Below are 21262 nucleotides of genomic sequence, written 5' to 3'. Positions count from 1 at the left end.
AAGGCACAACAGGGGTCAGGCCCTGTAAATCTTTTCCATCATCCAAGAAACGCTTTCGAATCTTCAGGAGTGAACTTCACCGTGTACTCGATCGAGATGGCCTACGCCCGGATGCGCGAGCTGCAGGACCTGGCCAACCGCTCGCGTGCCCACCAGCCCGCCGCCGCCCACCGCGTCGACCGCGCCCGCGCCCCGCGCATCGGCAGGAAGAAGCGCTGACCCCACCGGTTCAGCCCCGGGAGGCGCCACCGAGCTCCCCCTCCCACCTGCGGTACAGCTGGTGCGGCACCCCCGCCGCGTCCAGCACCCGCCCGGCGACGAAGTCCACCAGGTCCTGGATGTGCGTCGCGCCCGCGTAGAACGCCGGAGAGGCGGGCAGCACCACGGCGCCCGCCTCGTCGAGCGCGACCATCTGCTTCAGCGTCTGACCGCTGAGCGGCGTCTCGCGCACGGCGACCACCAGCTTCCGCCGCTCCTTGAGCGTCACGCTCGCGGCCCGCTGGAGCAGATCCTTCGACAGCCCGAGCGCCACCCCGGCCACGCACGCCGTCGATGCCGGGACGATCAGCATCCCCTTCGCCGGGTACGACCCCGAGGACGGCCCGGCCGCCAGGTCGCCCGCCGCCCAGTGGCGTACGCCGCCGATGTCCGGCCGGAAGGTGTCCGGCTTCCCGTCCGCGCCCCGCGCCAGCCAGCTCGCCAGGTCCTCCTGCCAGTGGGCGTCGCGGAAGGCGATCCCCGTCTCGTCCAGGAGCGTCAGCCGCGAGGCGCGGCTGACCACCAGATCGACGCTCTCCCCGGCGGCCAGCAGTCCGCGCAGCACCGAGGCCGCGAAGGGCGTGCCCGATGCGCCCGACACCCCGACAATCCAAGGCCTGCGTTCCTGCTGAGTCATCGAAGTCCTGGCTGTCACACCGCCGAGCCTATCCGGCACCCCGCTCCAGGAACTGAGCCAGGGGCTCCGGACGTTGCACCGGATGAGGGAACAGCCATGGACAGGGGGTGACCATGACGGGCACACGGACGACCGCCACCGCACGGGCCGTCACGGCCGGCGCGGTCATGCTCGCCTGGATCGCGCTCCTGTGGCTGCTCGAAGGCATCGACATGGCGACGGACAACGCCCTCGACAGCTACGGCGTCAGCCCGCGCGAGCCCGCCGAGCTGGCCGACATCGTGCCGTCGGCGTTCCTGCACAGCGGCTGGGAGCACGTGGCGTCCAACAGCGTCCCGCTGCTGGTCCTCGGCTTCATCGCCGCGCTCGGCGGGATACGCAGGTTCGCCGCCGTGGTCCTCGTCGTGATCGTGACGGCCGGCCTCGGCGTCTGGCTCACCGCACCGCCGAACACGGTGACGCTCGGCGCGTCCGGCGTGGTCTTCGGCCTCTTCGGCTATCTGCTGGTCCGCGGCTTCGTGGACCGGCGCCCGCTGGACATCGTCATAGGCGTGATCATCGCCGCGGTCTACGGCTCCCTGCTCTGGGGCGTGCTGCCGACGGACTCCGGCATCAGCTGGCAGGGCCATCTCTTCGGCCTCATGGGCGGGGTGGCGGCGGCGTTCTTCTTCCGCCGCCCCCGCCGCCCGCAGGGGCAGGGCTACGTCACGGTGTGAGGCCGCGGACCAGCAGGTCGAGCAGTGCGCAGGCGAAGAGCGCGATGCCGATGAAGCCGTTGACCGAGAAGAAGGCCCGGTTCAGCCGGGACAGGTCGTGCGGCCGCACGACCCGGTGCTCGTACACGAAGGCGACGGCGACGATCACCATGCCGATCCAGTAGAAGATCTCCGCGTCGGTCGCCAGGCCGAACCACACCAGCAGCCCGGTCGTCACCACGTGGCAGACCCTGGCCCCCCACAGCGCGGCCGGGATCCCGAAGCGCGCGGGGAAGGAGAGCACACCGTGGGCCCGGTCGGCCCGCACGTCCTGGCAGGCGAAGATCAGGTCGAAGCCGCCGATCCAGATGCCGACGGCCAGCCCCAGGATCACCGCGTCCCACGACCAGCTCCCGGTCACCGCCAGCCAGGCGCCGACCGGCCCGATGGCCTGGGCGAGGCCCAGGATCGCGTGGGGGAAGTTCGTGAACCGCTTGCCGTACGGATAGACGACCATCGGCACGACGGCCACCGGCGCCAGCGCCAGACAGAGGGGGTTCAGCAGCGCCGCGGCGCCCAGGAAGAACACGAGGGCCACGAGCGCACCGGTCCAGGCGGACTTCACCGTGACCGCGCCGGTCACCAGCTCCCGGCCCTCCGTACGCGGATTACGGGCGTCGATCTCCCGGTCGATGATCCGGTTGGCGGCCATCGCGAACGTACGCAGCCCGACCATCGCGATGGTCACGAGCAGCAGCGTGCCCCAGTGGAACGTGCCGTCCAGCTGGAACATCGCGGTCAGCGCGGCGATGTAGGCGAAGGGCAGCGCGAAGACCGAGTGCTCGATCATCACCAGCCGCAGGAACGCGCGGGGCTTGCTGCGCGGCTGGGGCACCGCGGCGGCGGAGGCACTCACAGGCCGTACTCCTTCCAGCGGCGGTCGACCGTCGCCGCCGTATCCGGGTCGGACTCGACCATGGCCGGCCAGCCCCCGTCCCGGGTGTACCCCTCCTCGGGCAGCTTCCGGGTCGCGTCGATCCCGGCCTTGCCGCCCCAGAACTGCTGGTAGGAGGCGTGGTCGAGATGGTCGACCGGGCCCTCGGTGAGCAGCAGGTCACGGGCGTAGTCGGTGTTGCCGAGCGCCCGCCAGGCCACCTCGTGGAGGTCGTGGACATCGCAGTCGGCGTCCACGACGACGATCAGCTTGGTCAGCGACATCATGTGCGCCCCCCAGACGGCACTCATCACCTTCTGGGCGTGCTTGGGGTACTTCTTGTCGATCGACACGATCGCACAGTTGTGGAAACCGCCCGCCTCCGGCAGGTGGTAGTCCACGATGTCCGGAATGATGATCTTGAGCAGGGGCAGGAAGAACCGCTCGGTGGCCCGCCCCAGCGGACCGTCCTCGGTGGGCGGCCGGCCCACGACGATCGACTGGAGCAGCGGACGCTTCCGCATCGTCACGCAGTCGATCTTCAGCGCGGGGAAGGGCTCCTGCGGGGTGTAGAAGCCGGTGTGGTCGCCGAAGGGCCCCTCGGGCAGCATCTCGCCCGGCTCCAGCCACCCCTCGATGACGACCTCGGCCTGCGCCGGGACCTGGAGCGGGACGGTCTTGCAGTCGACCATCTCGATCCGCTTGCCCTGGACGAAGCCGGCGAAGAGGTACTCGTCGATGTCCCCGGGCAGCGGTGCCGTGGAGGCGTACGTGACCGCCGGCGGCGCCCCGAACGCGATGGCGACGGGCAGCTTCTCACCGCGCCTGGCGGCCACCTGGTAGTGGTTGCGGCTGTCCTTGTGGATCTGCCAGTGCATCCCGATGGTGCGCTTGTCGTGGCGCTGCAGCCGGTAGAGCCCGAGGTTGCGGATGCCCGTCTCGGGGTCCTTGGTGTGGGTGAGGCCGAGGTTGAAGAAGGAGCCGCCGTCCTCGGGCCAGGTGAAGAGCGCGGGCAGCTGCTCCAGGTCCACGTCGTCGCCGGTCAGGACGACTTCCTGGACGGGGGCGTTGTCGGGCTTCACCTTCTTCGGCGGCAGGTGGGTCACCGCGCCGAGCTTCCCGAACGCCTCCCGGATCCCGACGAAGCCCTGCGGCAGCTCCGGCTTGAGGAGGCCGCCGATCTTGTCGCTGATCTCGGCGTAGGACTTCAGCCCGAGGGCCTTGAGCAGCCGCCGGTCGGTCCCGAAGACATTCATGGCCAGGGGCATGGACGCCCCCTTGACGTTCTCGAAGAGCAGCGCGGGGCCGCCCGCCTTGTTCACCCGGTCGACGATCTCGCCGACCTCCAGATACGGGTCGACCTCGGCCTTGATGCGCTTGAGATCGCCCTCGCGCTCCAGAGCCCGGAGCAGGGAGCGAAGATCGTCGTAAGCCATAAGGCCCAGTATCGGACACCCGCTACCCTGGGCCCATCACCGGGGGCGGTCCGTGCGCCCCGTCACCTCACCTCGGGGGATCTCCACGATGCTCAGGGCCCTGATCTACATCCTGCCGCTGGCGCTGACGATCTTCGCGTTCATCGACTGCCTGAACACCCCGGAGGACGAGGCGAAGCACCTGCCGAAGATCGCCTGGGTCTTCATCATCCTGCTGTTCTGGATCGTCGGACCGATCGTCTGGCTGGCCGCGGGCAAGGTGCGCCACGCGCCCGCCGGGGGCCTCGCGCCCTCCCGCGGACGCCGCTCGACGTGGGTGGCGCCCGACGACAACCCGGACTTCCTGAAGTCGCTCAAGGACGGCGACAAGAAGGACGGCGACAGGCAGGACAGCGAGGCGCGCCTCGCCGAGCGGGAGGCCGACCTGCGCCGCCGCGAGGAGGAGCTGAAGCGCCGCGAGAGCGGCTCCGGCCCCGAGGACCCGACCCCGCCCACCACCTGACGGGCCATGAGCTCATGAGTTCATGAGTTCAGGGAGTTCATGAGGACAGCAGGCGCCCCAGCCGTTCGAGCAGGGGCAGCAGGGCGGTGCGCTCCTCGGGGGTGAGGGCCTCCAGCGCGCCGTGCACCACGCGCATCTCCGCGCGGATCCGGTGTGCCAGCTCGGTGCCCTCCGCCGTGCGGGCGGCCACCTTGGAGCGGCGGTCGCCGGGCGCCGGGGTGCGCGTCACCAGGCCGCGGGCCTCCATGCGGCCGATGAGTCCGGTCGCGTTGGACGCGTCGCACACCAGATGACTGGCGAGCGCGCTCATGGGCATGGGTTCGTTGAGGGCGATCAGCGCCCGGGCCTGCGAGGTGCTGAGGCCGTGGCGGCCGGCGACGGCGGTGAGGTCGTCGTGGTGGCCACGGACGACGACTGCGAGGGGTTCCAGCAGTTCGTCCGGAGTAGGGACGGCGCGGGGTGCCGGTTCCGTCGTCATGGTCGGCCATCCTTCGATCGGTGCGCGTGGTCCCGAGGCCCGGGCCCTGTCCGCCACGCACCCGCATTCATTTGACATGCTCAACTTTGACCCGTTACATGAAGGGTAATGCTTGAGCATATCAAGCTTCAAGTTCCACGCGTCTCACGCCTCGCGTCTCGTAGGGAGCACCCCCCATGCCCTCCGTACTCTTCGTCCTCACCGGTGCCGACCACTGGACCCTCAACGACGGCACCACCCACCCCACCGGCTTCTGGGCCGAGGAACTCGCGGCCCCGCACCGCGTCTTCAGCCAGGCCGGCTTCGACATCGCCGTCGCCACCCCCGGCGGGGTCGCCCCCACCGTGGACAGCGTCAGCCTCACCGCCGAGAGCAACGGGGGCCAGGAACAGGCCGACGCCGTGGCCTCGTACCTCGCCGCCATCGACGAGACGCTCCGCATCCCCGCCCGGCTGGAGGACGTGGTGCCCACCTCGTACGACGTCGTCTTCTACCCCGGCGGCCACGGCCCCATGGAGGACCTGGCCGTCGACGAGGCGTCCGGCCGGCTGCTCACCACGGCCCTGGACTCCGGCACCCACGTCGCCGTGCTGTGCCACGCCCCCGCTGCCCTGCTGCCCGCCCGCCGCGAGGACGGCAGCTGGCCGTTCGCCGGGTACCGCATGACGGGCTTCAGCAACGCCGAGGAGACCCAGGCCGGCCTGGCCGACAAGGCGCCCTGGCTGCTGGAGAACCGCCTCGTCGAGCTCGGCGCCGACTACACCGCCGCCGACCCGTGGGCGGTGCACACCGTGCACGACCGCACCCTGCACACCGGCCAGAACCCCGCCTCCTCCGAGCAGCTGGCCCGCGAGATCGTGGCGGCCCTGTGAGCGCCGCCGAGTCCGTGCGGGAGACCCCGGCCGAGGTCGTCGCCCGGCTCCGCGCCGCCTTCCGCACCGGCCGCACCAGGGACCTGGCCTGGCGCACGGACCGGCTGACGCGCCTGCGCGCCCTGCTCACCGAGCGCGGCGACGAACTGGCCGAGGCCCTCCACGCCGACCTCGGCAAGAGCCGCAAGGAGGCCTACCGGACCGAGATCGACTTCACGGTCCGCGAGATCGACCACACCCTGGAGCGCCTGGCGGGCTGGCTGGAGCCCGAGCCCGCCCCCGTACCGGCCGTCCTCGCCGGGGCCACCGCCCACACCGTGCAGGACCCGCTCGGCGTCGTCCTGGTCATCGCGCCCTGGAACTACCCGGTGCAGCTCCTGCTCGCGCCGGTCGCCGGGGCGCTGGCCGCGGGCAACACCGTCGTCGCGAAGCCCAGCGAGCTGGCGCCCGCCACCTCCGCCGCCCTGGCCCGGCTGCTGCCGGAGTATCTGGACACCGACACGCTGACCGTGGTGGAGGGCGGGATCCCCGAGACCACAGCGCTGCTCGCCGAGCGCTTCGACCACATCTTCTACACGGGCAACGGCGCCGTCGGCCGCATCGTGATGGCCGCCGCGGCCGAGCACCTCACCCCGGTGACGCTCGAACTGGGCGGCAAGTCGCCCGTGTTCGTCGACCGCGGCACGGACCTGAAGACGGTGGCCGCCCGGCTGGCCTCCGGGAAGTTCCTCAACACCGGCCAGACGTGCGTCGCCCCCGACTACGTCCTGACCGACCCCGAGACCGCGCCGGCCCTGGCGGACGCGCTCGCGGCAGCGGTGGAGGGGCTGTTCGGACCGGACGCCTCCACCAGTCCGGAGTACGGCCGGATCGTCAACGAGCGCCACTTCGACCGGCTGGTCGGCCTCCTGGACTCCGGCCGGACGGTGACGGGCGGCGCCCACGACCGGGACACGAAGTACATCGCCCCGACCGTGCTGGCCGATGTCGCCCCGGACTCCCCCGTGATGCGGGAGGAGATCTTCGGCCCGGTGCTGCCGATCCTCACGGTGGACGGTCTCGACGAGGCCATCGGCTTCATCAACGACCGGGACAAGCCGCTGGCCCTGTACGCGTTCACGGAGTCCCCCGGCGTACGGGAACGGCTGCTGGCCGAGACCTCGTCGGGCGGGGTCGGCATCGGCCTGCCGCTGGCCCATCTGACCGTCTCGGACCTGCCGTTCGGCGGGGTCGGCGAGAGCGGCATGGGCAGCTACCACGGCCGGTACTCCCTGGAGACGTTCAGCCACCGCAAGGCGGTCCTGGACACCCCGCTGGGCTGACCGCACGTACGACGGGAGGGCGCGACCACGGCTGGTCGCGCCCTCCCGTCGTACGCGGGTGTTCCGGTCAGACCCCGGCGTAGGAGTGCTTGCCGGTGACGAAGATGTTCACGCCGTAGTAGTTGAAGAGCCAGCAGCCGAAGGCGACGAGCGCCAGGTAAGCGGCCTTGCGGCCCTTCCAGCCGGCCGTCGCGCGGGCGTGCAGGTAGGCGGCGTACGCGACCCACGTGATGAAGGACCAGACCTCCTTGGGGTCCCAGCCCCAGTAGCGGCCCCAGGCGTCGCCCGCCCAGATCGCGCCCGCGATGATCGTGAACGTCCACAGCGGGAAGACCGCGGCGTTGATGCGGTACGAGAAGGTGTCCAGGCTCTTCGCGGCAGGCAGCCGCTCCAGGACGGACGAGGCGAACTTCCCGGGCGTGCCGCCGTTCGCGATCTTGTTCTCGTAGCTGTCGCGGAACAGGTAGAGCAGCGTGCCGACGGCGCCGAGGTAGAAGACCGCGCCGCAGATGATGGCGGTGGAGACGTGGATCCACAGCCAGTAGGAGTGGAGCGCGGGCACCAGCTGGTCGCTGTCGGTGTACAGCGTGGTCGTGGCGATGCCGAGGTCCAGCAGGACCGTGGTGACCAGCAGCAGACCGATCCAGCGGACGTTCTTCCGCAGCGCCAGCAGGATCAGGTACGCGCCGACGGCCACCGTGGAGAAGGTGATCGAGAACTCGTACATGTTGCCCCAGGGGGCCCGCTGCACCGACAGGGCGCGCGCGACGACGCCGCCCGCCTGGACGGCGAAGGCGACGACGGTCAGGGAGACCGCGATCCGGCCCCACAGGTCACCCTTGAAGGTGCCGCCCGCAGCCCCGGGACCGTCCGGGACGTCACGGGTCCCGGCGGCGGAGCGCGTGACGATCTTGGGGCGGTCCAGCACGGCGGTGGAGCCCTGCTGCGCGACCTGCACCTTCACCGAGGAACCGGCCGGGGCCGTGTCCTGCTTCAGCGCGGCGGCCGTGCGGCCGACCTTGCTGCGGCTGCCGAAGGTCCACTCGGCGATGTGCGCGAAGAAGGCCAGGGTGTAGACGGCCATCGACGAATAGATCAGCACATTGCTGGTATGTGCCAGGTTCTCGTTGGTTGCGGCGGCGAGATTCACTTCTCAGCCCCTTCGGCAGGTTCTTCGGAAGGTTGTTCGGTCTCGGGTTCGGGGTCCGGTGCTTGGGGATCGGACGCGGTGGGGGCCACGGTGTGGAGCGCGACCGCGAGATCGCCCAGCTCCTCGGGCAGCTTCGCGGACTCGCTCCGTCCCAGGCCCGCCATCTCGACGACGGTGACGCCGTCCGTTCCCCGTACGGCCCGCACCCATACCCGGCGGCGCTGGATGAAGAGCGATCCGGCGAGCCCGAAGATGGCGGCGACGGCTCCGGTGAGCGCCCAGCCGCTGGCGGGCTGGCGCGAGATCTGGAAGCTGGCCCACTCCTCGACGCCCTCGAAGGTGATCGAACCCGCGCCGTCGGGGAGCTTCATGGTCTCGCCGGGGCGCAGCCGCTTCTTCAGCTTGTCCCCGTTGCTGTCCTTGAATTCCTTCATCTTGGACGTGTCGAGCTGGTACACGTTCTGCGGCAGTCCGGAGTCGACGCCGAGGCTGCCGTAGTAGCCGTTGAGCGCGAGGACCGGGTAGTCGAGGCCGGGGTACTGCGAGAACATCGTGCCCTGGCCGTCACCGGCGAACGTGGGGACGAAGAAGGCCTGGAAACCCAGCTGGGTCTTCACGCCGTTCTTGTCCTTGTAGCCGTCCATCACCTTGACGGCACCGGTCGAGGTGACGTTGTTGTCGATGGGCAGCAGGGGTACGGCGCTCTTGTAGACCTCCTTGCCCGAGCCGTCCTTGACCGAGAGGACCGGGGCGTAGCCGTGGGCGTTGAGGTAGACCTTCGTGCCGTCGACGACGAGCGGCTTGTTGACCTCGATGACCTTCTTCTTCACCTCCCCGTCCGCACCCTCGGCGTACGTGATCCGGGCCTCGTAGGTCCGGGGCGTGCCGCGCTGGGGGCCGCTGCGCTCGTACGTACCGACGAAGTCCTGGAGGTCGAAGCTGAAGGGGGTGAGGTCGTCGTTGTCGAAGAGCGAGCCGGACTTGAAGTCGTCGTACTGGGTGATCGTGTTGGCGAAGCCGTCGCCCTCGACGATGAGCTTGCCGCCCTCGGACTTGAAGAGCTGCCCGCCGGCGAACGCGACCAGCATGACGATCAGCGCGATGTGGAACAGCAGGTTTCCGGTCTCGCGCAGGTAGCCCTTCTCGGCGGCCACCGCGTCACCGGCCGTGTGCGAGCGGAAGCGCCGCTTGCGCAGGAGGGCGAGCGCGGCCTCACGGACCTGCTCGGGCTCGGCGTCGGTGCGCCAGGTGGTGTACGCGGGCAGCCGGGTCAGCCTCTTCGGGGCGCCGGGCGGGCGGCCGCGCAGCTGGCCGACGAACTGTCCGGTACGCGGGACGATGCAGCCGATCAGCGAGACGAACAGCAGGATGTAGATCGCGGAGAACCACACCGAGCTGTAGACGTCGAAGAACTGCAGCTTCTCGTAGACCGGCGTGACCGTGGTGTGGGCTTCCTTGAAGGTCTGCACCTTCAGTTCGTCCACACTGTTCTGCGGGATCAGCGAACCGGGTACGGCGCCGAGCGACAGCAGGAAGAGCAGGATCAGCGCGACCCGCATCGAGGTGAGCTGCCGCCAGAACCAGCGGGCCCAGGCGATGACGCCCATCGCCGGTACGGAGGAGGCGGACTCCTCGCGCGGGGCGGTGGAGAGCTGCTCCCCGGCCCGGCCGAGGTCGCGCTCGTCCGTGGTGTTCGTGTTGCTCATGGACTCAGATCCCCACAGTGAAGCCGTTGGACCAGACCTGCATCTCCTGGATGAGCGCGTCCCACGCGCCCGTCAGCAGGAGTACTCCGGTCACGATCATCATGCCGCCGCCGATCCGCATGACCCACGCGTAGTGGCGCTTGACCCAGCCGAACGCGCCGAGTGCCCGGCGGAAGGCGACCGCCGCCAGGACGAAGGGGACGCCGAGTCCGAGACAGTACGCGACGGACAGCACCGCTCCCCGGCCGGCCGTGGCCTGCTCGAACGCGAGTGTGTTGACGGAGGCCAGCGTCGGGCCGAGGCACGGCGTCCAGCCGATCCCGAAGAGGGCGCCGAGCAGGGGTGCTCCCGCAAGACCGGTCACCGGCCGCTTGTGGATGCGGAACTCACGCTGCGTCATCCAGGGCATGAGGCCCATGAAGAAAATGCCCATGAGGATCATCAGCACGCCGAGGACCTTGGAGAGCGTCCCGCTGTACTCCTGGAGCGTCGAGCCGAAGAAGCCGAAGAGCGCGCCCCCGGAGACGAACACGGCGGTGAAGCCGAGCACGAAGAGCGAGGCCCCGGCGACGGTCCTGCCGCGCCGGCGCTCGGCCAGATCGGCGCCGCTGACGCCGGTGACGTAGCTGAGGTAGCCGGGCACCAGCGGCAGGACGCACGGCGAGAAGAAGGAGACGAGACCGCCGAGCAGGGCGATGGGCAGCGCCACTATCAGGGCTCCGCTGAAGACCGTCTCGTTTCCGCCGGTGACCGCGGCCAGTTCGAGCACCGGAGTCACTTCTCCGCGACCAGCGGGTCGATCATCTTCCGCAGCTTCTCCGCGTCGAGCGCGGCGAGCGAACGGGCGGCGAGCTTCCCGTCCCGGTCGATGACCACGGTCGACGGGATGGCCTGCGGGTTCAGCGTGCCCTTGGGGAAGCGCAGGAGCAGCTTCCCGGTCGGGTCGTAGATGCTCGGGTAGGTGACTCCGAAGTCCTGCTCGAAGCTGAGCGCGAGGGACTTCTGGGGGTCCCGGGTGTTGACGCCGACGAACTGGACACCCTGGTCCTCGGTCGCCTTCGCCACCTTCTCGAAGTGCTTGGCCTCGGCACGGCAGGGGCCGCACCAGGAGCCCCAGAAGTTCAGGACGACGACCTTGCCCCTGTAGTCGGCGAGGGACAGGTCCTTGCCGTCCAGGGTGGTGCCGTCGAGCTCCGGCGCGTCCGTGCGGTCACCCTTGGCGACGGTGGAGATCCCCCCGCTGCCGGTGACGAAGTTCGTGTTGCCGCCGCCGCCGGCCTTGGTGCCGCCACTGCATGCGGACAGGAGCAGGACACCGGCCATGGCCGTGGCGGCCAGCAGGGCGGAGCGGCGTCGGGGTGCGCGGCCAGAGCTCATGTGAAAAGTTTCGCATGGCAGTTCCGGGGATCTTGGGCACCCCCCTCGGTGCCCGTAAAGCCCCTTGTCAAGCCTGTTTAAAGAAGGTGTTCCAGCCACCCTCGGGAGCCTGTCCCACCTGGAGCGTACGGAGCTTCGCGAGCACCGCCGGGTCCTGTACGTCGAGCCAGTCGACGAACTGCCGGAAGGAGACGAGGCGCACGTCCGGCTTCCCCGCGATGTGTTTGAGCGCTTCCTCCACGGCGTCCATATAGATGCCGCCGTTCCACTCCTCGAAGTGGTTGCCGATGTAGAACGGCGCGCGGTTCGTCCCGTAGGCGCGGTCGAATCCGGCGATATACGCGTCGGTGGCCTGGGTGCGCCACCCCGGATAGCGCGACGGCATGCCGTTGGTCGAATTCTTCGACTGGTTGGCGAGGATGTTGTAGTCCATGGAGAGGACTTCGAAGGTGTGGCCGGGGAACGGAATGCCCTGGAGCGGAAGGTCCCAGACGTCCTGGCGCTTCTCGGGCCACATCTGGGTGCCGCCCGGCGAGCTCGCGTCGTAACGCCAGCCCAGCTGCTTCGCGGTGGGGAGGAGATTGTCCTGGCCGAGCAGACAGGGCGTACGGCCCCCGACCAGTTCCTTCCGGTAGTCGAACGGCAGCGGTTCGACGTCGTCCCATCCGGTGTTGGTCTTCCATTCGGTGACGAACGACACCGCCTGGTCGATCTCGCTCTGCCATTGCTCCGGCGACCAGTTGCCGACCGATCCGGAACCGCCGCAGAAATGGCCGTTGAAATGCGTGCCGATCTCGTGCCCGTCGAGCCAGGCCTGGCGGACGTACTTCAGGGTCTGCTTGACGTGGTCGTCGCTGAGATAGCCGATGTCGGAGGCGCCGCGGGGGTTGTTGGGCGGGCGATAGAGGGACTTCTTCGACTCGGGCAGCACATAGAGCCCGGAGAGGAAGAAGGTCATCGCCGCGTCGTGTTCCCCGGCGAGTTCGAGAAAGCGTGGGAAGAGTCCGTTGCCGACCTCGCCCGCCCCGTCCCAGGAGAAGATCACGAACTGCGGCGGCGTCTGGCCGGGTTCGAGCGGAACGGGGGCGGCGGGCTGATTCGGCTGCTTTCCGGTGTCCGCCGTGGAGCCGTCACCGATCAGCCTGGTCTGTTTCTTGGGAGGCCCTCCGCCATTCCCGTGCGCCCCATTACCGCCCTTGGAACCCTTCTCGGGATCCGGCCTGCCACTGTCCGAAGAGCCGAGGGAGCCGCAGCCGGTCATCGACAGTGCGGCTGCGGCTCCGAGACCGGCCCCGAGCAGGCCCCTTCGGTTGATTTCACGCATAGCGTCCCCATCTGCGGTCGTATTACCTCAAGGCCATACAAACTGGCGATGGCTTAGATGAGGAAACCAACACGACGGTTCCACCGATAATCACAAAAGTTGTTACGTGAACACGCCCTTACAGGGGCTGCACACGGCCCACAGAACGACGGGCGGCCCGGGGCGCGGAGGCCGCTACGCCCCGAACGCCTTGGACTTCCCCTTGACCGGCTTCGCCCCCGCGAGGAGGTGCGCCGGCACCAGGTCCCGGGCGGGCTCGGTGTACCCGACGGACACGATCTCGTCGCCCTGGTAGGTGAAGGTCGTCAGCGAGGCCAGGGTGCACTGCCGCTTGCGCGGGTCGTGCCACAGCCGGCGCCGCTCCACGAAGCTCCGCACGATCCAGATCGGCAGCTGGTGGCTGACGCAGACCGCCTCGTGCCCCCGGGCGGCGTCGCGCGCCGCGTCCAGGGCGCCCATCATCCGTACGACCTGCTCGATGTACGGCTCACCCCAGGACGGCTTGAACGGGTTGGTGAGGTGCTTCCAGTTCTCCGGCTTGCGCAGCGCTCCGTCGCCGACCCCGAAGGTCTTGCCCTCGAAGACGTTGGCGGCCTCGATGAGACGCCCGTCGGTGGCCAGGTCCACGCTGTGCGACTTGGCGATCGGCGTGGCGGTCTCCTGGGCGCGCTCCAGCGGGGAGGCCACGACGTACGTGATGTCGCGCTTCTCCAGGTGCTCGGCGACCCGGTCGGCCATCCGGCGGCCGAGGTCGGACAGGCTGTAGCCGGCGCGGCGCCCGTAGAGCACGCCGTCCGGGTTGTGCACCTCACCGTGGCGCATCAGGTGGACGACGGTGATGTCCTTCGCACTGTTCCCGCTCATGCGGTGGCCTCCGATGCGGCACGGGCGGCGGCGGGCAGCGCGGCGGCGATCCGCTCGATCGCCCGCTCGTCGTGGGAGGTGGAGACGAACCAGGACTCGAAGGCGGACGGCGGCAGGTACACGCCCTGCTCCAGCATCGAGTGGAAGAACGCGGTGAAGCGGAAAGCTTCCTGCTTCTTCGCGTCCTCGTAGTCACGGACGGGCTCGTCGGTGAAGAAGACGGAGAACATGTTGCTCGCCGCCGACACCGTGTGCGCGACGCCCTCCTTGGTGAACGCCTCGCCGACCAGGGAGCGCAGCTCCGCGGAGACCGCGTCGACCTTGGCGTACGCCGCGTCGTCCAGCAGCCGCAGCTGGGCGAGGCCGGCGGCGGTGGCGACCGGGTTCCCGGAGAGGGTGCCCGCCTGGTAGACCGGGCCGGCGGGGGCCAGGTGCGCCATGACGTCGGCGCGGCCACCGAAGGCCGCGGCCGGGAAGCCGCCGCCCATGACCTTGCCGAAGGTCATCAGGTCGGGCCGCACCCCGTCGATGCCGTACCAGCCGGCCTTGGACGTACGGAAGCCGGTCATCACCTCGTCGGAGATGTACAGCGCGCCGTCGGCCGCGCAGATCTCCTTCAGGCCGGCGTTGAAACCGTCCAGCGGCGGCACGACGCCCATGTTGCCCGGCGACGCCTCGGTGATCACGCAGGCGATCTCACCCGGCTGCGCGGCGAACACGGCGCGCACGGCCTCCAGGTCGTTGTACGGCAGCACGATCGTGTCGCCGGCCTGGGCGCCGGTCACGCCGGGCGTGTCGGGCAGACCGAAGGTGGCGACCCCGGAGCCGGCCGCGGCCAGCAGCGCGTCGACGTGCCCGTGGTAGCACCCGGCGAACTTCACGACCTTGGCGCGCCCCGTGAATCCACGGGCGAGCCGGATCGCGGACATGGTCGCCTCGGTGCCGGACGACACGAGCCGCACCTGCTCCACGGGCTCGATCCGGGCCACGATCTCCTCGGCGAGCGCGACCTCACCCTCACCCGGCGTACCGAACGAGGTACCCCGGGCCACCGCGTCCTGGACGGCCGCGATGACCTCGGGGTGCGCGTGGCCGAGGATCATCGGCCCCCACGAACACACGAGGTCGACGTACTCACGGCCGTCGGCGTCGGTGAGGTACGGACCCGTACCGGACACCATGAACCGGGGCGTACCGCCCACGGCCCGGAAGGCACGCACGGGGGAGTTCACGCCGCCGGGCGTCACGAGGGACGCACGGTCGAAAAGCGTCTGCGAAACTGGGGCTTCGTATGAATACGCCACTTTGGTCCTGATCTGCGATTCGGAGTTCGGGGGGGCCGGCCGGAATTCCCGGCCGCCGGTGAGCAGGGAGCGCGCTCTCCCCGTATGAGGCTCGTACAACGAAAGGGCGTCAGTCTCCTCGCGTCTGCGAAACTGGGGCGTCATAGGGAAAGCTCACACATGCCATGGTGTCAGAGGCGTCGACGGTCTTGCGGACAGGTGTTTCACCGCACGCCCGTGGGGGAGGTCACTGACGATGATCGGGTTGCGCGGCGGGGCTGTGTCTCCTAAGAAGTAGTCGGGTGGATGAGATATGCATCGCGGTGGCGGAGTGGGCGAAGGGACCGACGACCTGGGGCCCGAGCCTGCCCGGCGAGGGCGGCACCGGCGCAAGGCCGAGCGCGAGGCCGAGCGCGTGCGGGAGGCCCAGGCGGGCGGCGTCGACGGTTCGGGGAGCAGGAGCAGTGGACGGGTGGGGGTGACCTACAAGTACTTCGGTGCCCCTGACGGGGCCACCGCCGCACGCGTGCCCATCTCCATGCGTCCCGAGGAGCTCGGCGGCGACGAGCTGGGCATGGGCGGCATGTTCAGCAAGATCAAGCCCGAGACGGTGGCGGCCATGGTCCTCACCGGCATACAGGGCATACCCCTGAACAAGGTCCCTCCGCTGGAGCTGGTCGTGCTCCACCCCGACTACGCGGTGGTCAAGCTGCCGATGACGGTGGTCGACCCGCTGCGGGACGTCGGCGAGGAATCGGTCGGCGCGGCGGCCTTCATCTGGTCCACGGTCCCCGACCGCGGTGGCCCGCGCGACGCGTTCAACGTCTACCAGCTGCTCCACGAGTGGCAGGACTTCTCCCACCGGCTGCACGACGCGGGACACCAGGCGTACTGCCTGGTGTGGCCCTGAGAAGCGGCGGCCCGGCAAGACCGCCCGGTCCGCGTCCCACGCCTCTCCTCCGGCCGAGGAGCTTCACAAGAAGCACATGCCCCTCGGGGGCACGCCTACGCGAGGCCTTTCAGCGGCCCGGCAGGGCGCCCTTCGGCCATTCATCGGCCGAAGATCGCTCTCCAGCCGCACCGCGGGGTCTGCCGATGCAAGGAGCACGACTCCCGAGGAGGCCCCGCATGGACGACCTGCTGCTGGCCCTGTCCGTCCCGGCCGTGGTCGTCGCGAGCGGGGTGTACGCCGTCTGCGACTGCCGGCGGCAGCGCCGGCGCCCGCCCTCGCCGTACACACGCAGGGCGGGCCGTCTCGCGTCGCGCGACGCGCTGATCCTGGCCGAGTCCGTCGTCGACAGCGCGTACGCCGCCCTCGGGAGGCTCTACACCGACCCGGCCACCCCGCACCCGGCCGCACACACCCCCACCGTCAGCTGCGGGGCCGACCCCAGCCGGGATCCCGGCCCGTCACGGCCAGCACCCGCTCGAAGGCCGTAGCCCCGGCGGGCACCGGGAACGGCTCGCCGAACACCTTCATCTCGCGCGCCTGCGGGGCCATCGCCGCCAGCCCCGGCTCCAGCTCCGCCACGACGGCCGCGTCCGGCTCGAAGTCCTGATCCGTCGCCCGGGCCAGGTCCCAGGCGTGCACGGTCAGGTCGCCCAGCACCATGAGTCCCACCGTCCTGGCCGGCATCGACATGCCGCCGGCCTCTCCTTCCTCCGCGCCCGGCTCGGCCCAGGCCTTCACCAGCAGCGCCGTCGCGTCCTCGAACCGGCCGCGCCAGTCCCCCGTAACGACGTCGTCGGTCCCGCTGAAGTCGGGGGTTCCCTTGGCCGCCAGGATGCGGAAATTGTCGATCACGAGGAAGAGATGGTTCAGCAGGGCCCGTACGTCGTACTCGCTGCACGGGGTGGTGCCGCCCAGCCGGCCGTCGTCGATGCCCCGCACGACGGGAACCGCCTGCGCGGCCGCCCCTTCGAGGAGTTCACTGATCGTCTTCATGTCTCCGACCATGCACCCGGGCCCGGCACGGCGTCTTGAAGAAACGCGACAGCGCGGCACGCACGCGGCCTAGGATCCCCCCATGGCCGGACCCCGACGGGAGACGCGGGGCATCGTCGACGCCCCCGAGCTGTTCACCCACGTACATCTGCGCCTGCGCGATCCCGCCCCCGCGCTCCGCCCCCATCTGGAGCACTACTGGCTGATCGACTGGGACCTCCCCGAGCCCTACACCTCGCACGTGGTGCCGCACCCGAGCGTCCACCTGGTCTTCCAGCGGACGGAGCCGGGCGGCGGGGCGGAGCCGGAGCGGTCCGCCGAGGTGTACGGCATCGTGCGGGGCCTGTTCAGCCGACGGCTGGAGGGCAGGGGGCGGGTCTGCGGCGTGAAGTTCCGGCCCGGCGCCTTCCGGCCGTTCGCCCCGGACCGGCCCGTGTCGGAGTGGACCGGACACCGGGTACCCGCCGACGAGGCACTGGCCGTCCCCGAGCACCTGCCGCACGCCTCCACCGCGGCGCGGGCGGTGCTGGACCCGGCTGACGAGGACGCCCGGGTCGCCGCACTGGACGCCTTCCTGCTGCCCCTCGTCCCCCCGCCGGACCCGCAGGCGGAACTCGCGACGGAGCTCGCCGAGCTCGTACGCACGGACCGCTCGCTGCTGCGCGTCGACGCCCTCGCCCGCGCCGGAGGTCTCTCCGTCCGCTCGCTGCAGCGGCTGTTCTCCACCTGTGTCGGGGTCGGACCGAAGTGGGTCATCCTCCGCCACCGCATCCACGAGGCGCTGCAGCGCGCCGGGACGGACCCGGAACCCGACTGGGCGGAGCTGGCCGCCGACCTCGGGTACAGCGACCAGGCGCACCTGGTCAGGGACTTCGCGGCCACGGTCGGCGTCCCTCCGGCGGCCTTCGCGCAGCGCTGACGGCGCTCCGGCCGCGCCGCCCGGAAACCTCTCGCCGCCGCGACCCGCGCAGTGGCATCCTGGCCAGGTGAACGGACCTGAGATCACAGTCGAAGTAGCCCCGGAACTGCGGCTCTTCGTCGCCCACGACCGCCGCCGCGGGCGCACGGCCGTCACCACGGACGGCTCGTCGACCCTCGGACATGTCGTGGAATCGCTCGGCGTCCCGCTCACCGAGGCCGGACAACTCCTCGTCGACGGCAGCCCCGTGCCCGTGTCCCACATCCCCGGCGCGGGCGAACTGGTCGAGGTGCGCGCGGTGCGGCGCCCCCAGCAGGTCCCGGGCGCACCGCTGCGCTTCCTGCTCGACGTCCATCTGGGCACACTCGCCCGCCGGTTGCGGCTCCTGGGCGTGGACGCCGCGTACGAGAGCGAGGACATCGGCGACCCGGCGCTCGCCACCCTCTCGGCCGAGCAGCGGCGCGTCATGCTCTCCCGCGACCGGGGGCTGCTCCGGCGCAGGGAGATCTGGGCGGGGGCGTACGTCTACAGCGACCGGCCCGAGGAGCAGCTCCGCGACGTGCTGGGCCGCTTCGCCCCCGTACTCGCGCCGTGGACCCGCTGCACCGCCTGCAACGGGGAGCTCACGGAGGCGGACAAGGACGCGGTGAGCGCCCGGCTGGAACAGGGCACGCAGGCGTCCTACGACGTGTTCGCCCAGTGCACCGCCTGCGGCCGGGTGTACTGGCGGGGCGCGCACCACGCGCATCTGGAAGCCATCGTCGCGGACGCCGTACGCGAGTTCGGCGGGGCGGGGAGCCAGGCGCCGACGGCCTGAGGGCTCGGAGTCTCAGAGCCTCAGAAGGCGTATGCGTCCCCCGTGGAGAGAGCCAGCACCTCATGCGTGTCGTTCCGCCGGTTCCGGTCGCTCGCGCCGCCGTTCCACACGGTGTCCACCCGCACCACGACCTCGGCCGGCCGGCCCATGAGCCGCAGGCCGAGGGCCGTGCGCCTCGCCTCCCCGGCCACGCCGAGCGGACCGGTCCCGCACAGCACCGCCCGGCTGTCGCCGCGCAGACAGCCCCGGGGCAACCGCTGCCCGGCCGCGAGCGGGACGGAGAAGCGCAGCCGCACGGTCACGTCGGCGAGCGGCGACGGGCCCCGGTTCCCGGTCCGCAGCTGGATCTCCAGCCGCTCCTCGTGGAGGGAGACACGTCCGTGGTGGGACACGTCCGCCTCCGGCGCGAACCCCGGCGGCGCCGGCTCGGCCACCGCGGACAGCCCCGGCCCCAGGACCACGGCCGCCGCCATCGCCGCCACGGCGGGCACCCTCAGCACTGCTCCACGCGTCACTCGCATGCCGCGAACCTACCGATGTCCCGCCGGACACCCCTGTATACGGACCGGTCCGCCGTGTCTCCCCCACCCGCACGGCCCACCCCTCGTCCCGCGCTCCCCCGCAGCCGCCGGTACGCGTACGCCCCCGGCCCCCGAACCGGCGCCCTGAGCCCCGTCCTATCCTGGCCCCGTACCGATCAGCTGCCCGAGGAGTTCGCATGGCCGCCACCCCCATCGCCGTCATCACCGGCGCGAGCAGCGGCATCGGCGCCGCGACCGCCAGGCAGCTGGCCGCCGCCGGACACCGCGTGGTGCTCACCGCGCGCCGCAAGGACCGCATCGAGGCGCTGGCCGCCGAGCTCACCGAGGCGGGCCACCAGGCGACGGCCTACGCCCTGGACGTCACCGACCGCGCGGCGGTCGACGAGTTCGCCACCGCGTTCCGCTCCCTGGCCGTCCTGGTCAACAACGCCGGCGGGGCGCTGGGAGCCGACCCCGTGGCCACGGGTGACCCCGACGACTGGCGCCAGATGTACGAGACCAACGTCATCGGCACGCTCAACGTCACCCAGGCCCTGCTCCCCGCCCTCACCGCGAGCGGCGACGGCACCGTCGTGATCCTCTCCTCGACGGCCGGCCTCTCCACGTACGAGGGCGGTGGCGGCTACGTCGCGGCCAAGCACGGCGAGCACGTGCTGGCGGAGACCCTCCGGCTGGAGATCGTCGGCACCCCGGTCCGGGTCATCGAGGTGGCACCCGGCATGGTCAAGACCGAGGAGTTCGCCACCACCCGCTTCCGCGGCGACACCGAGAAGGCCGCCAAGGTCTACGCGGGCGTCGACGCCCCGCTCACCGCCGACGACGTGGCCGACACGATCACCTGGGCCGTGACCCGCCCGAGCCACGTCAACATCGACCTGCTGGTGGTCCGCCCCCGCGCCCAGGCCTCCAACTCCAAGGTGCACCGCACCCAGTGAGCTCCTGCGGCCGGGTGCGGAAAGGGGCCGGCGAGTCGCCCGGCCCCTTTCTCAGCCCTTCACGCAGACGACCTGCTTGAGCTTCGCGACGACCTCGACGAGGTCCCGCTGCTGGTCGATGACCTGCTCGATCGGCTTGTACGCCGCCGGGATCTCGTCCACCACCCCGGAGTCCTTGCGGCACTCCACACCCCGCGTCTGGTCCTCCAGATCCTGCGTGGAGAACTTCCGCTTGGCCGCGTTCCTGCTCATCCGCCGGCCCGCGCCGTGCGAGGCGGAGTTGAACGACTTCGTGTTCCCGAGGCCCTTCACGATGTACGAGCCCGTCCCCATGGAGCCGGGGATGATCCCGAACTCCCCGGAACCCGCACGGATCGCGCCCTTCCGGGTGACCAGCAGGTCCATGCCTTCGTACCGCTCCTCCGCCACGTAGTTGTGGTGACAGGAGATGACCGGCTCGAACGTGACCCTGGCCTTCTTGAATTCCTTCCGGACCACGTCCTGGAAGAGGCCCATCATGATCGAGCGGTTGTACTTTGCGTACTCCTGCGCCCAGAACAGATCGTTGCGGTACGCCGCCATCTGCGGGGTGTCGGCGATGAAGACCGCCAGGTCACGGTCGACGAGACCCTGATTGTGCGGAAGCTTCTGGGCCTGCCCGATATGGAAGTCGGCGAGCTCCTTGCCGATGTTCCGGGAGCCGGAGTGCAGCATCAGCCACACCGCGCCAGCCTCGTCGAGACAGAACTCGATGAAGTGGTTTCCGCTTCCGAGCGTTCCCATCTGCTTTGTGGCGCGCTCCTGACGGAATTTGACCGCCTCGGCGATCCCGTCGAACCGCGACCAGAAGTCGTCCCAGCCGCTGGTCGGGAAGCCGTGGAGCCTGCCCGGGTCGACCGTTTCGTCGTGCATGCCCCGGCCCACCGGGATCGCCTGCTCGATCTTCGACCGCAGCCGCGAGAGGTCCCCCGGCAGGTCGTTGGCCGTCAGCGACGTCTTCACCGCCGACATCCCGCAGCCGATGTCCACGCCCACCGCGGCCGGACAGACCGCGCCGTGCATCGCGATCACCGAGCCGACCGTCGCCCCCTTGCCGAAGTGGACGTCCGGCATGACCGCGAGCCCCTTGATCCAGGGCAGCGTGGACACGTTCCGCAGCTGCTGCATCGCGACGTCCTCGACCGACGCCGGGTCCGCCCACATACGGATGGGGACCTGCGCACCAGGCACCTCTACATACGACATAACTCCTCGATTCCCCCGAAA

General features: G+C 70.4%; 24 protein-coding genes. 10 read left to right on the top strand and 14 right to left on the bottom strand.

The window, feature by feature from the left end; translation table 11 throughout:
* Window positions 1-69: 69 nt before the first annotated feature.
* Complete coding sequence (locus ACIRD8_RS33700) at window positions 70-219, top strand: hypothetical protein (RefSeq protein WP_393758489.1); 150 nt, start codon at window positions 70-72, stop codon at window positions 217-219.
* A gap of 10 nt (window positions 220-229) precedes the next feature.
* Here ACIRD8_RS33700 and ACIRD8_RS33695 read toward each other — a convergent pair whose 3' ends face one another.
* Window positions 230-895, bottom strand: a complete 666-nt coding sequence (locus tag ACIRD8_RS33695; protein ID WP_404000364.1) for a UbiX family flavin prenyltransferase — start codon at window positions 893-895, stop codon at window positions 230-232.
* Between the two features lie 113 nt (window positions 896-1008).
* Between ACIRD8_RS33695 and ACIRD8_RS33690 the strand changes: the two genes are divergently transcribed.
* A complete protein-coding gene (locus ACIRD8_RS33690) occupies window positions 1009-1611 on the top strand; it encodes a rhomboid family intramembrane serine protease (RefSeq protein ID WP_404000233.1) in 603 nt (200 codons plus the stop codon).
* Here the strand turns inward: ACIRD8_RS33690 and mqnP are convergent.
* Window positions 1601-2506 (bottom strand): menaquinone biosynthesis prenyltransferase MqnP, encoded by a 906-nt coding sequence (gene mqnP, locus ACIRD8_RS33685; protein WP_404000230.1) that lies wholly within the window; start codon window positions 2504-2506, stop codon window positions 1601-1603. The genes ACIRD8_RS33690 and mqnP overlap by 11 nt on opposite strands.
* The gene (locus tag ACIRD8_RS33680) at window positions 2503-3960 is read right to left on the bottom strand and encodes a menaquinone biosynthesis decarboxylase (protein ID WP_404000228.1); all 1458 of its coding nucleotides are present in this window, start codon (window positions 3958-3960) and stop codon (window positions 2503-2505) included. Before ACIRD8_RS33680 ends, mqnP begins: the two co-directional genes overlap by 4 nt.
* Window positions 3961-4048: 88 nt before the next feature.
* On the opposite strand from ACIRD8_RS33680, the gene ACIRD8_RS33675 reads away from it, so the two are divergent.
* Window positions 4049-4462, top strand: coding sequence for a PLD nuclease N-terminal domain-containing protein (locus ACIRD8_RS33675; RefSeq protein ID WP_404000225.1), 414 nt, complete (start codon window positions 4049-4051; stop codon window positions 4460-4462).
* 37 nt (window positions 4463-4499) lie between these two features.
* On the opposite strand, the gene ACIRD8_RS33670 is transcribed toward ACIRD8_RS33675, so the two are convergent.
* Window positions 4500-4940, bottom strand: coding sequence for a MarR family winged helix-turn-helix transcriptional regulator (locus ACIRD8_RS33670; RefSeq protein ID WP_404000222.1), 441 nt, complete (start codon window positions 4938-4940; stop codon window positions 4500-4502).
* A gap of 176 nt (window positions 4941-5116) precedes the next feature.
* Here ACIRD8_RS33670 and ACIRD8_RS33665 point away from each other — a divergent pair, with 176 nt between their 5' ends.
* Both ACIRD8_RS33665 and ACIRD8_RS33660 read left to right on the top strand, forming a co-directional pair.
* Window positions 5117-5812, top strand: coding sequence for a type 1 glutamine amidotransferase domain-containing protein (locus ACIRD8_RS33665; RefSeq protein WP_404000219.1), 696 nt, complete (start codon window positions 5117-5119; stop codon window positions 5810-5812).
* Window positions 5809-7134 (top strand): aldehyde dehydrogenase family protein, encoded by a 1326-nt coding sequence (locus ACIRD8_RS33660; protein WP_404000216.1) that lies wholly within the window; start codon window positions 5809-5811, stop codon window positions 7132-7134. The genes ACIRD8_RS33665 and ACIRD8_RS33660 overlap by 4 nt, the downstream gene beginning before the upstream one ends.
* 67 nt (window positions 7135-7201) lie before the next feature.
* Here the strand turns inward: ACIRD8_RS33660 and ccsB are convergent, their stop codons facing one another.
* From ccsB to hemL, 7 genes are all read right to left on the bottom strand, one after another.
* Window positions 7202-8284 (bottom strand): c-type cytochrome biogenesis protein CcsB, encoded by a 1083-nt coding sequence (ccsB, locus tag ACIRD8_RS33655; protein WP_404000214.1) that lies wholly within the window; start codon window positions 8282-8284, stop codon window positions 7202-7204.
* On the bottom strand, window positions 8281-9990 hold the full coding sequence (locus ACIRD8_RS33650) for a cytochrome c biogenesis protein ResB (RefSeq protein ID WP_404000211.1): 1710 nt from the start codon (window positions 9988-9990) through the stop codon (window positions 8281-8283). Before ACIRD8_RS33650 ends, ccsB begins: the two co-directional genes overlap by 4 nt.
* Window positions 9991-9994: 4 nt before the next feature.
* Window positions 9995-10768: a cytochrome c biogenesis CcdA family protein gene (locus ACIRD8_RS33645; RefSeq protein ID WP_404000208.1), complete on the bottom strand. Its 774-nt coding sequence runs from the start codon at window positions 10766-10768 to the stop codon at window positions 9995-9997.
* The gene (locus ACIRD8_RS33640; protein ID WP_404000205.1) at window positions 10765-11367 is read right to left on the bottom strand and encodes a TlpA family protein disulfide reductase; all 603 of its coding nucleotides are present in this window, start codon (window positions 11365-11367) and stop codon (window positions 10765-10767) included. The genes ACIRD8_RS33645 and ACIRD8_RS33640 overlap by 4 nt, the downstream gene beginning before the upstream one ends.
* 67 nt (window positions 11368-11434) lie before the next feature.
* Window positions 11435-12691, bottom strand: a complete 1257-nt coding sequence (locus ACIRD8_RS33635) for a hypothetical protein (RefSeq protein ID WP_404000202.1) — start codon at window positions 12689-12691, stop codon at window positions 11435-11437.
* Between the two features lie 174 nt (window positions 12692-12865).
* Entirely contained in the window at window positions 12866-13555 is a 690-nt protein-coding gene (locus ACIRD8_RS33630) for a histidine phosphatase family protein (RefSeq protein ID WP_124277526.1), read from the bottom strand.
* On the bottom strand, window positions 13552-14859 hold the full coding sequence (hemL, locus tag ACIRD8_RS33625) for a glutamate-1-semialdehyde 2,1-aminomutase (RefSeq protein WP_404000200.1): 1308 nt from the start codon (window positions 14857-14859) through the stop codon (window positions 13552-13554). Before hemL ends, ACIRD8_RS33630 begins: the two co-directional genes overlap by 4 nt.
* Before the next feature lie 292 nt (window positions 14860-15151).
* Here hemL and ACIRD8_RS33620 point away from each other — a divergent pair, with 292 nt between their 5' ends.
* Both ACIRD8_RS33620 and ACIRD8_RS33615 read left to right on the top strand, forming a co-directional pair.
* Entirely contained in the window at window positions 15152-15748 is a 597-nt protein-coding gene (locus tag ACIRD8_RS33620; protein WP_099177687.1) for a hypothetical protein, read from the top strand.
* A gap of 218 nt (window positions 15749-15966) precedes the next feature.
* Window positions 15967-16278: a hypothetical protein gene (locus ACIRD8_RS33615; protein ID WP_404000198.1), complete on the top strand. Its 312-nt coding sequence runs from the start codon at window positions 15967-15969 to the stop codon at window positions 16276-16278.
* Here the strand turns inward: ACIRD8_RS33615 and ACIRD8_RS33610 are convergent.
* Entirely contained in the window at window positions 16211-16783 is a 573-nt protein-coding gene (locus ACIRD8_RS33610; protein ID WP_404000196.1) for a TIGR03086 family metal-binding protein, read from the bottom strand. The genes ACIRD8_RS33615 and ACIRD8_RS33610 overlap by 68 nt on opposite strands.
* Window positions 16784-16865: 82 nt before the next feature.
* On the opposite strand from ACIRD8_RS33610, the gene ACIRD8_RS33605 reads away from it, so the two are divergent.
* Both ACIRD8_RS33605 and ACIRD8_RS33600 read left to right on the top strand, forming a co-directional pair.
* On the top strand, window positions 16866-17702 hold the full coding sequence (locus ACIRD8_RS33605; protein WP_404000194.1) for a DUF6597 domain-containing transcriptional factor: 837 nt from the start codon (window positions 16866-16868) through the stop codon (window positions 17700-17702).
* 67 nt (window positions 17703-17769) lie between these two features.
* Window positions 17770-18519: a Mut7-C RNAse domain-containing protein gene (locus ACIRD8_RS33600; RefSeq protein WP_404000191.1), complete on the top strand. Its 750-nt coding sequence runs from the start codon at window positions 17770-17772 to the stop codon at window positions 18517-18519.
* A gap of 20 nt (window positions 18520-18539) precedes the next feature.
* Here the strand turns inward: ACIRD8_RS33600 and ACIRD8_RS33595 are convergent, their stop codons facing one another.
* Window positions 18540-19040: a hypothetical protein gene (locus tag ACIRD8_RS33595; RefSeq protein WP_404000188.1), complete on the bottom strand. Its 501-nt coding sequence runs from the start codon at window positions 19038-19040 to the stop codon at window positions 18540-18542.
* A 197-nt stretch (window positions 19041-19237) separates the two neighbouring features.
* Here ACIRD8_RS33595 and ACIRD8_RS33590 point away from each other — a divergent pair, with 197 nt between their 5' ends.
* Complete coding sequence (locus tag ACIRD8_RS33590; protein ID WP_404000185.1) at window positions 19238-19996, top strand: SDR family NAD(P)-dependent oxidoreductase; 759 nt, start codon at window positions 19238-19240, stop codon at window positions 19994-19996.
* A gap of 51 nt (window positions 19997-20047) precedes the next feature.
* Here ACIRD8_RS33590 and ACIRD8_RS33585 read toward each other — a convergent pair whose 3' ends face one another.
* Window positions 20048-21241 (bottom strand): RtcB family protein, encoded by a 1194-nt coding sequence (locus ACIRD8_RS33585; protein ID WP_404000182.1) that lies wholly within the window; start codon window positions 21239-21241, stop codon window positions 20048-20050.
* Window positions 21242-21262: the final 21 nt, after the last annotated feature.

This window comes from Streptomyces sp. NPDC102451, from assembly GCF_044765485.1.
Taxonomy (GTDB): Bacteria; Actinomycetota; Actinomycetes; order Streptomycetales; family Streptomycetaceae; genus Streptomyces.
This window is presented reverse-complemented; position numbering and strand designations above follow the sequence as displayed.

Bases quoted from the DNA above. Each gene is read 5' to 3' on its own strand.
- ACIRD8_RS33695 (WP_404000364.1), bottom strand. From the start codon at position 895: ATGACTCAGCAGGAACGCAGGCCTTGGATTGTCGGGGTGTCGGGCGCA.
- ACIRD8_RS33690 (WP_404000233.1), top strand. From the start codon at position 1,009: ATGACGGGCACACGGACGACCGCCACCGCACGGGCCGTCACGGCCGGC.
- ACIRD8_RS33680 (WP_404000228.1), bottom strand. From the start codon at position 3,960: ATGGCTTACGACGATCTTCGCTCCCTGCTCCGGGCTCTGGAGCGCGAG.
- ACIRD8_RS33675 (WP_404000225.1), top strand. From the start codon at position 4,049: ATGCTCAGGGCCCTGATCTACATCCTGCCGCTGGCGCTGACGATCTTC.
- ACIRD8_RS33670 (WP_404000222.1), bottom strand. From the start codon at position 4,940: ATGACGACGGAACCGGCACCCCGCGCCGTCCCTACTCCGGACGAACTG.
- ACIRD8_RS33665 (WP_404000219.1), top strand. From the start codon at position 5,117: ATGCCCTCCGTACTCTTCGTCCTCACCGGTGCCGACCACTGGACCCTC.
- ACIRD8_RS33650 (WP_404000211.1), bottom strand. From the start codon at position 9,990: ATGAGCAACACGAACACCACGGACGAGCGCGACCTCGGCCGGGCCGGG.
- ACIRD8_RS33640 (WP_404000205.1), bottom strand. From the start codon at position 11,367: ATGAGCTCTGGCCGCGCACCCCGACGCCGCTCCGCCCTGCTGGCCGCC.
- ACIRD8_RS33635 (WP_404000202.1), bottom strand. From the start codon at position 12,691: ATGCGTGAAATCAACCGAAGGGGCCTGCTCGGGGCCGGTCTCGGAGCC.
- ACIRD8_RS33630 (WP_124277526.1), bottom strand. From the start codon at position 13,555: ATGAGCGGGAACAGTGCGAAGGACATCACCGTCGTCCACCTGATGCGC.
- ACIRD8_RS33620 (WP_099177687.1), top strand. From the start codon at position 15,152: ATGCATCGCGGTGGCGGAGTGGGCGAAGGGACCGACGACCTGGGGCCC.
- ACIRD8_RS33615 (WP_404000198.1), top strand. From the start codon at position 15,967: ATGGACGACCTGCTGCTGGCCCTGTCCGTCCCGGCCGTGGTCGTCGCG.
- ACIRD8_RS33610 (WP_404000196.1), bottom strand. From the start codon at position 16,783: ATGAAGACGATCAGTGAACTCCTCGAAGGGGCGGCCGCGCAGGCGGTT.
- ACIRD8_RS33605 (WP_404000194.1), top strand. From the start codon at position 16,866: ATGGCCGGACCCCGACGGGAGACGCGGGGCATCGTCGACGCCCCCGAG.
- ACIRD8_RS33595 (WP_404000188.1), bottom strand. From the start codon at position 19,040: ATGCGAGTGACGCGTGGAGCAGTGCTGAGGGTGCCCGCCGTGGCGGCG.
- ACIRD8_RS33590 (WP_404000185.1), top strand. From the start codon at position 19,238: ATGGCCGCCACCCCCATCGCCGTCATCACCGGCGCGAGCAGCGGCATC.
- ACIRD8_RS33585 (WP_404000182.1), bottom strand. From the start codon at position 21,241: ATGTCGTATGTAGAGGTGCCTGGTGCGCAGGTCCCCATCCGTATGTGG.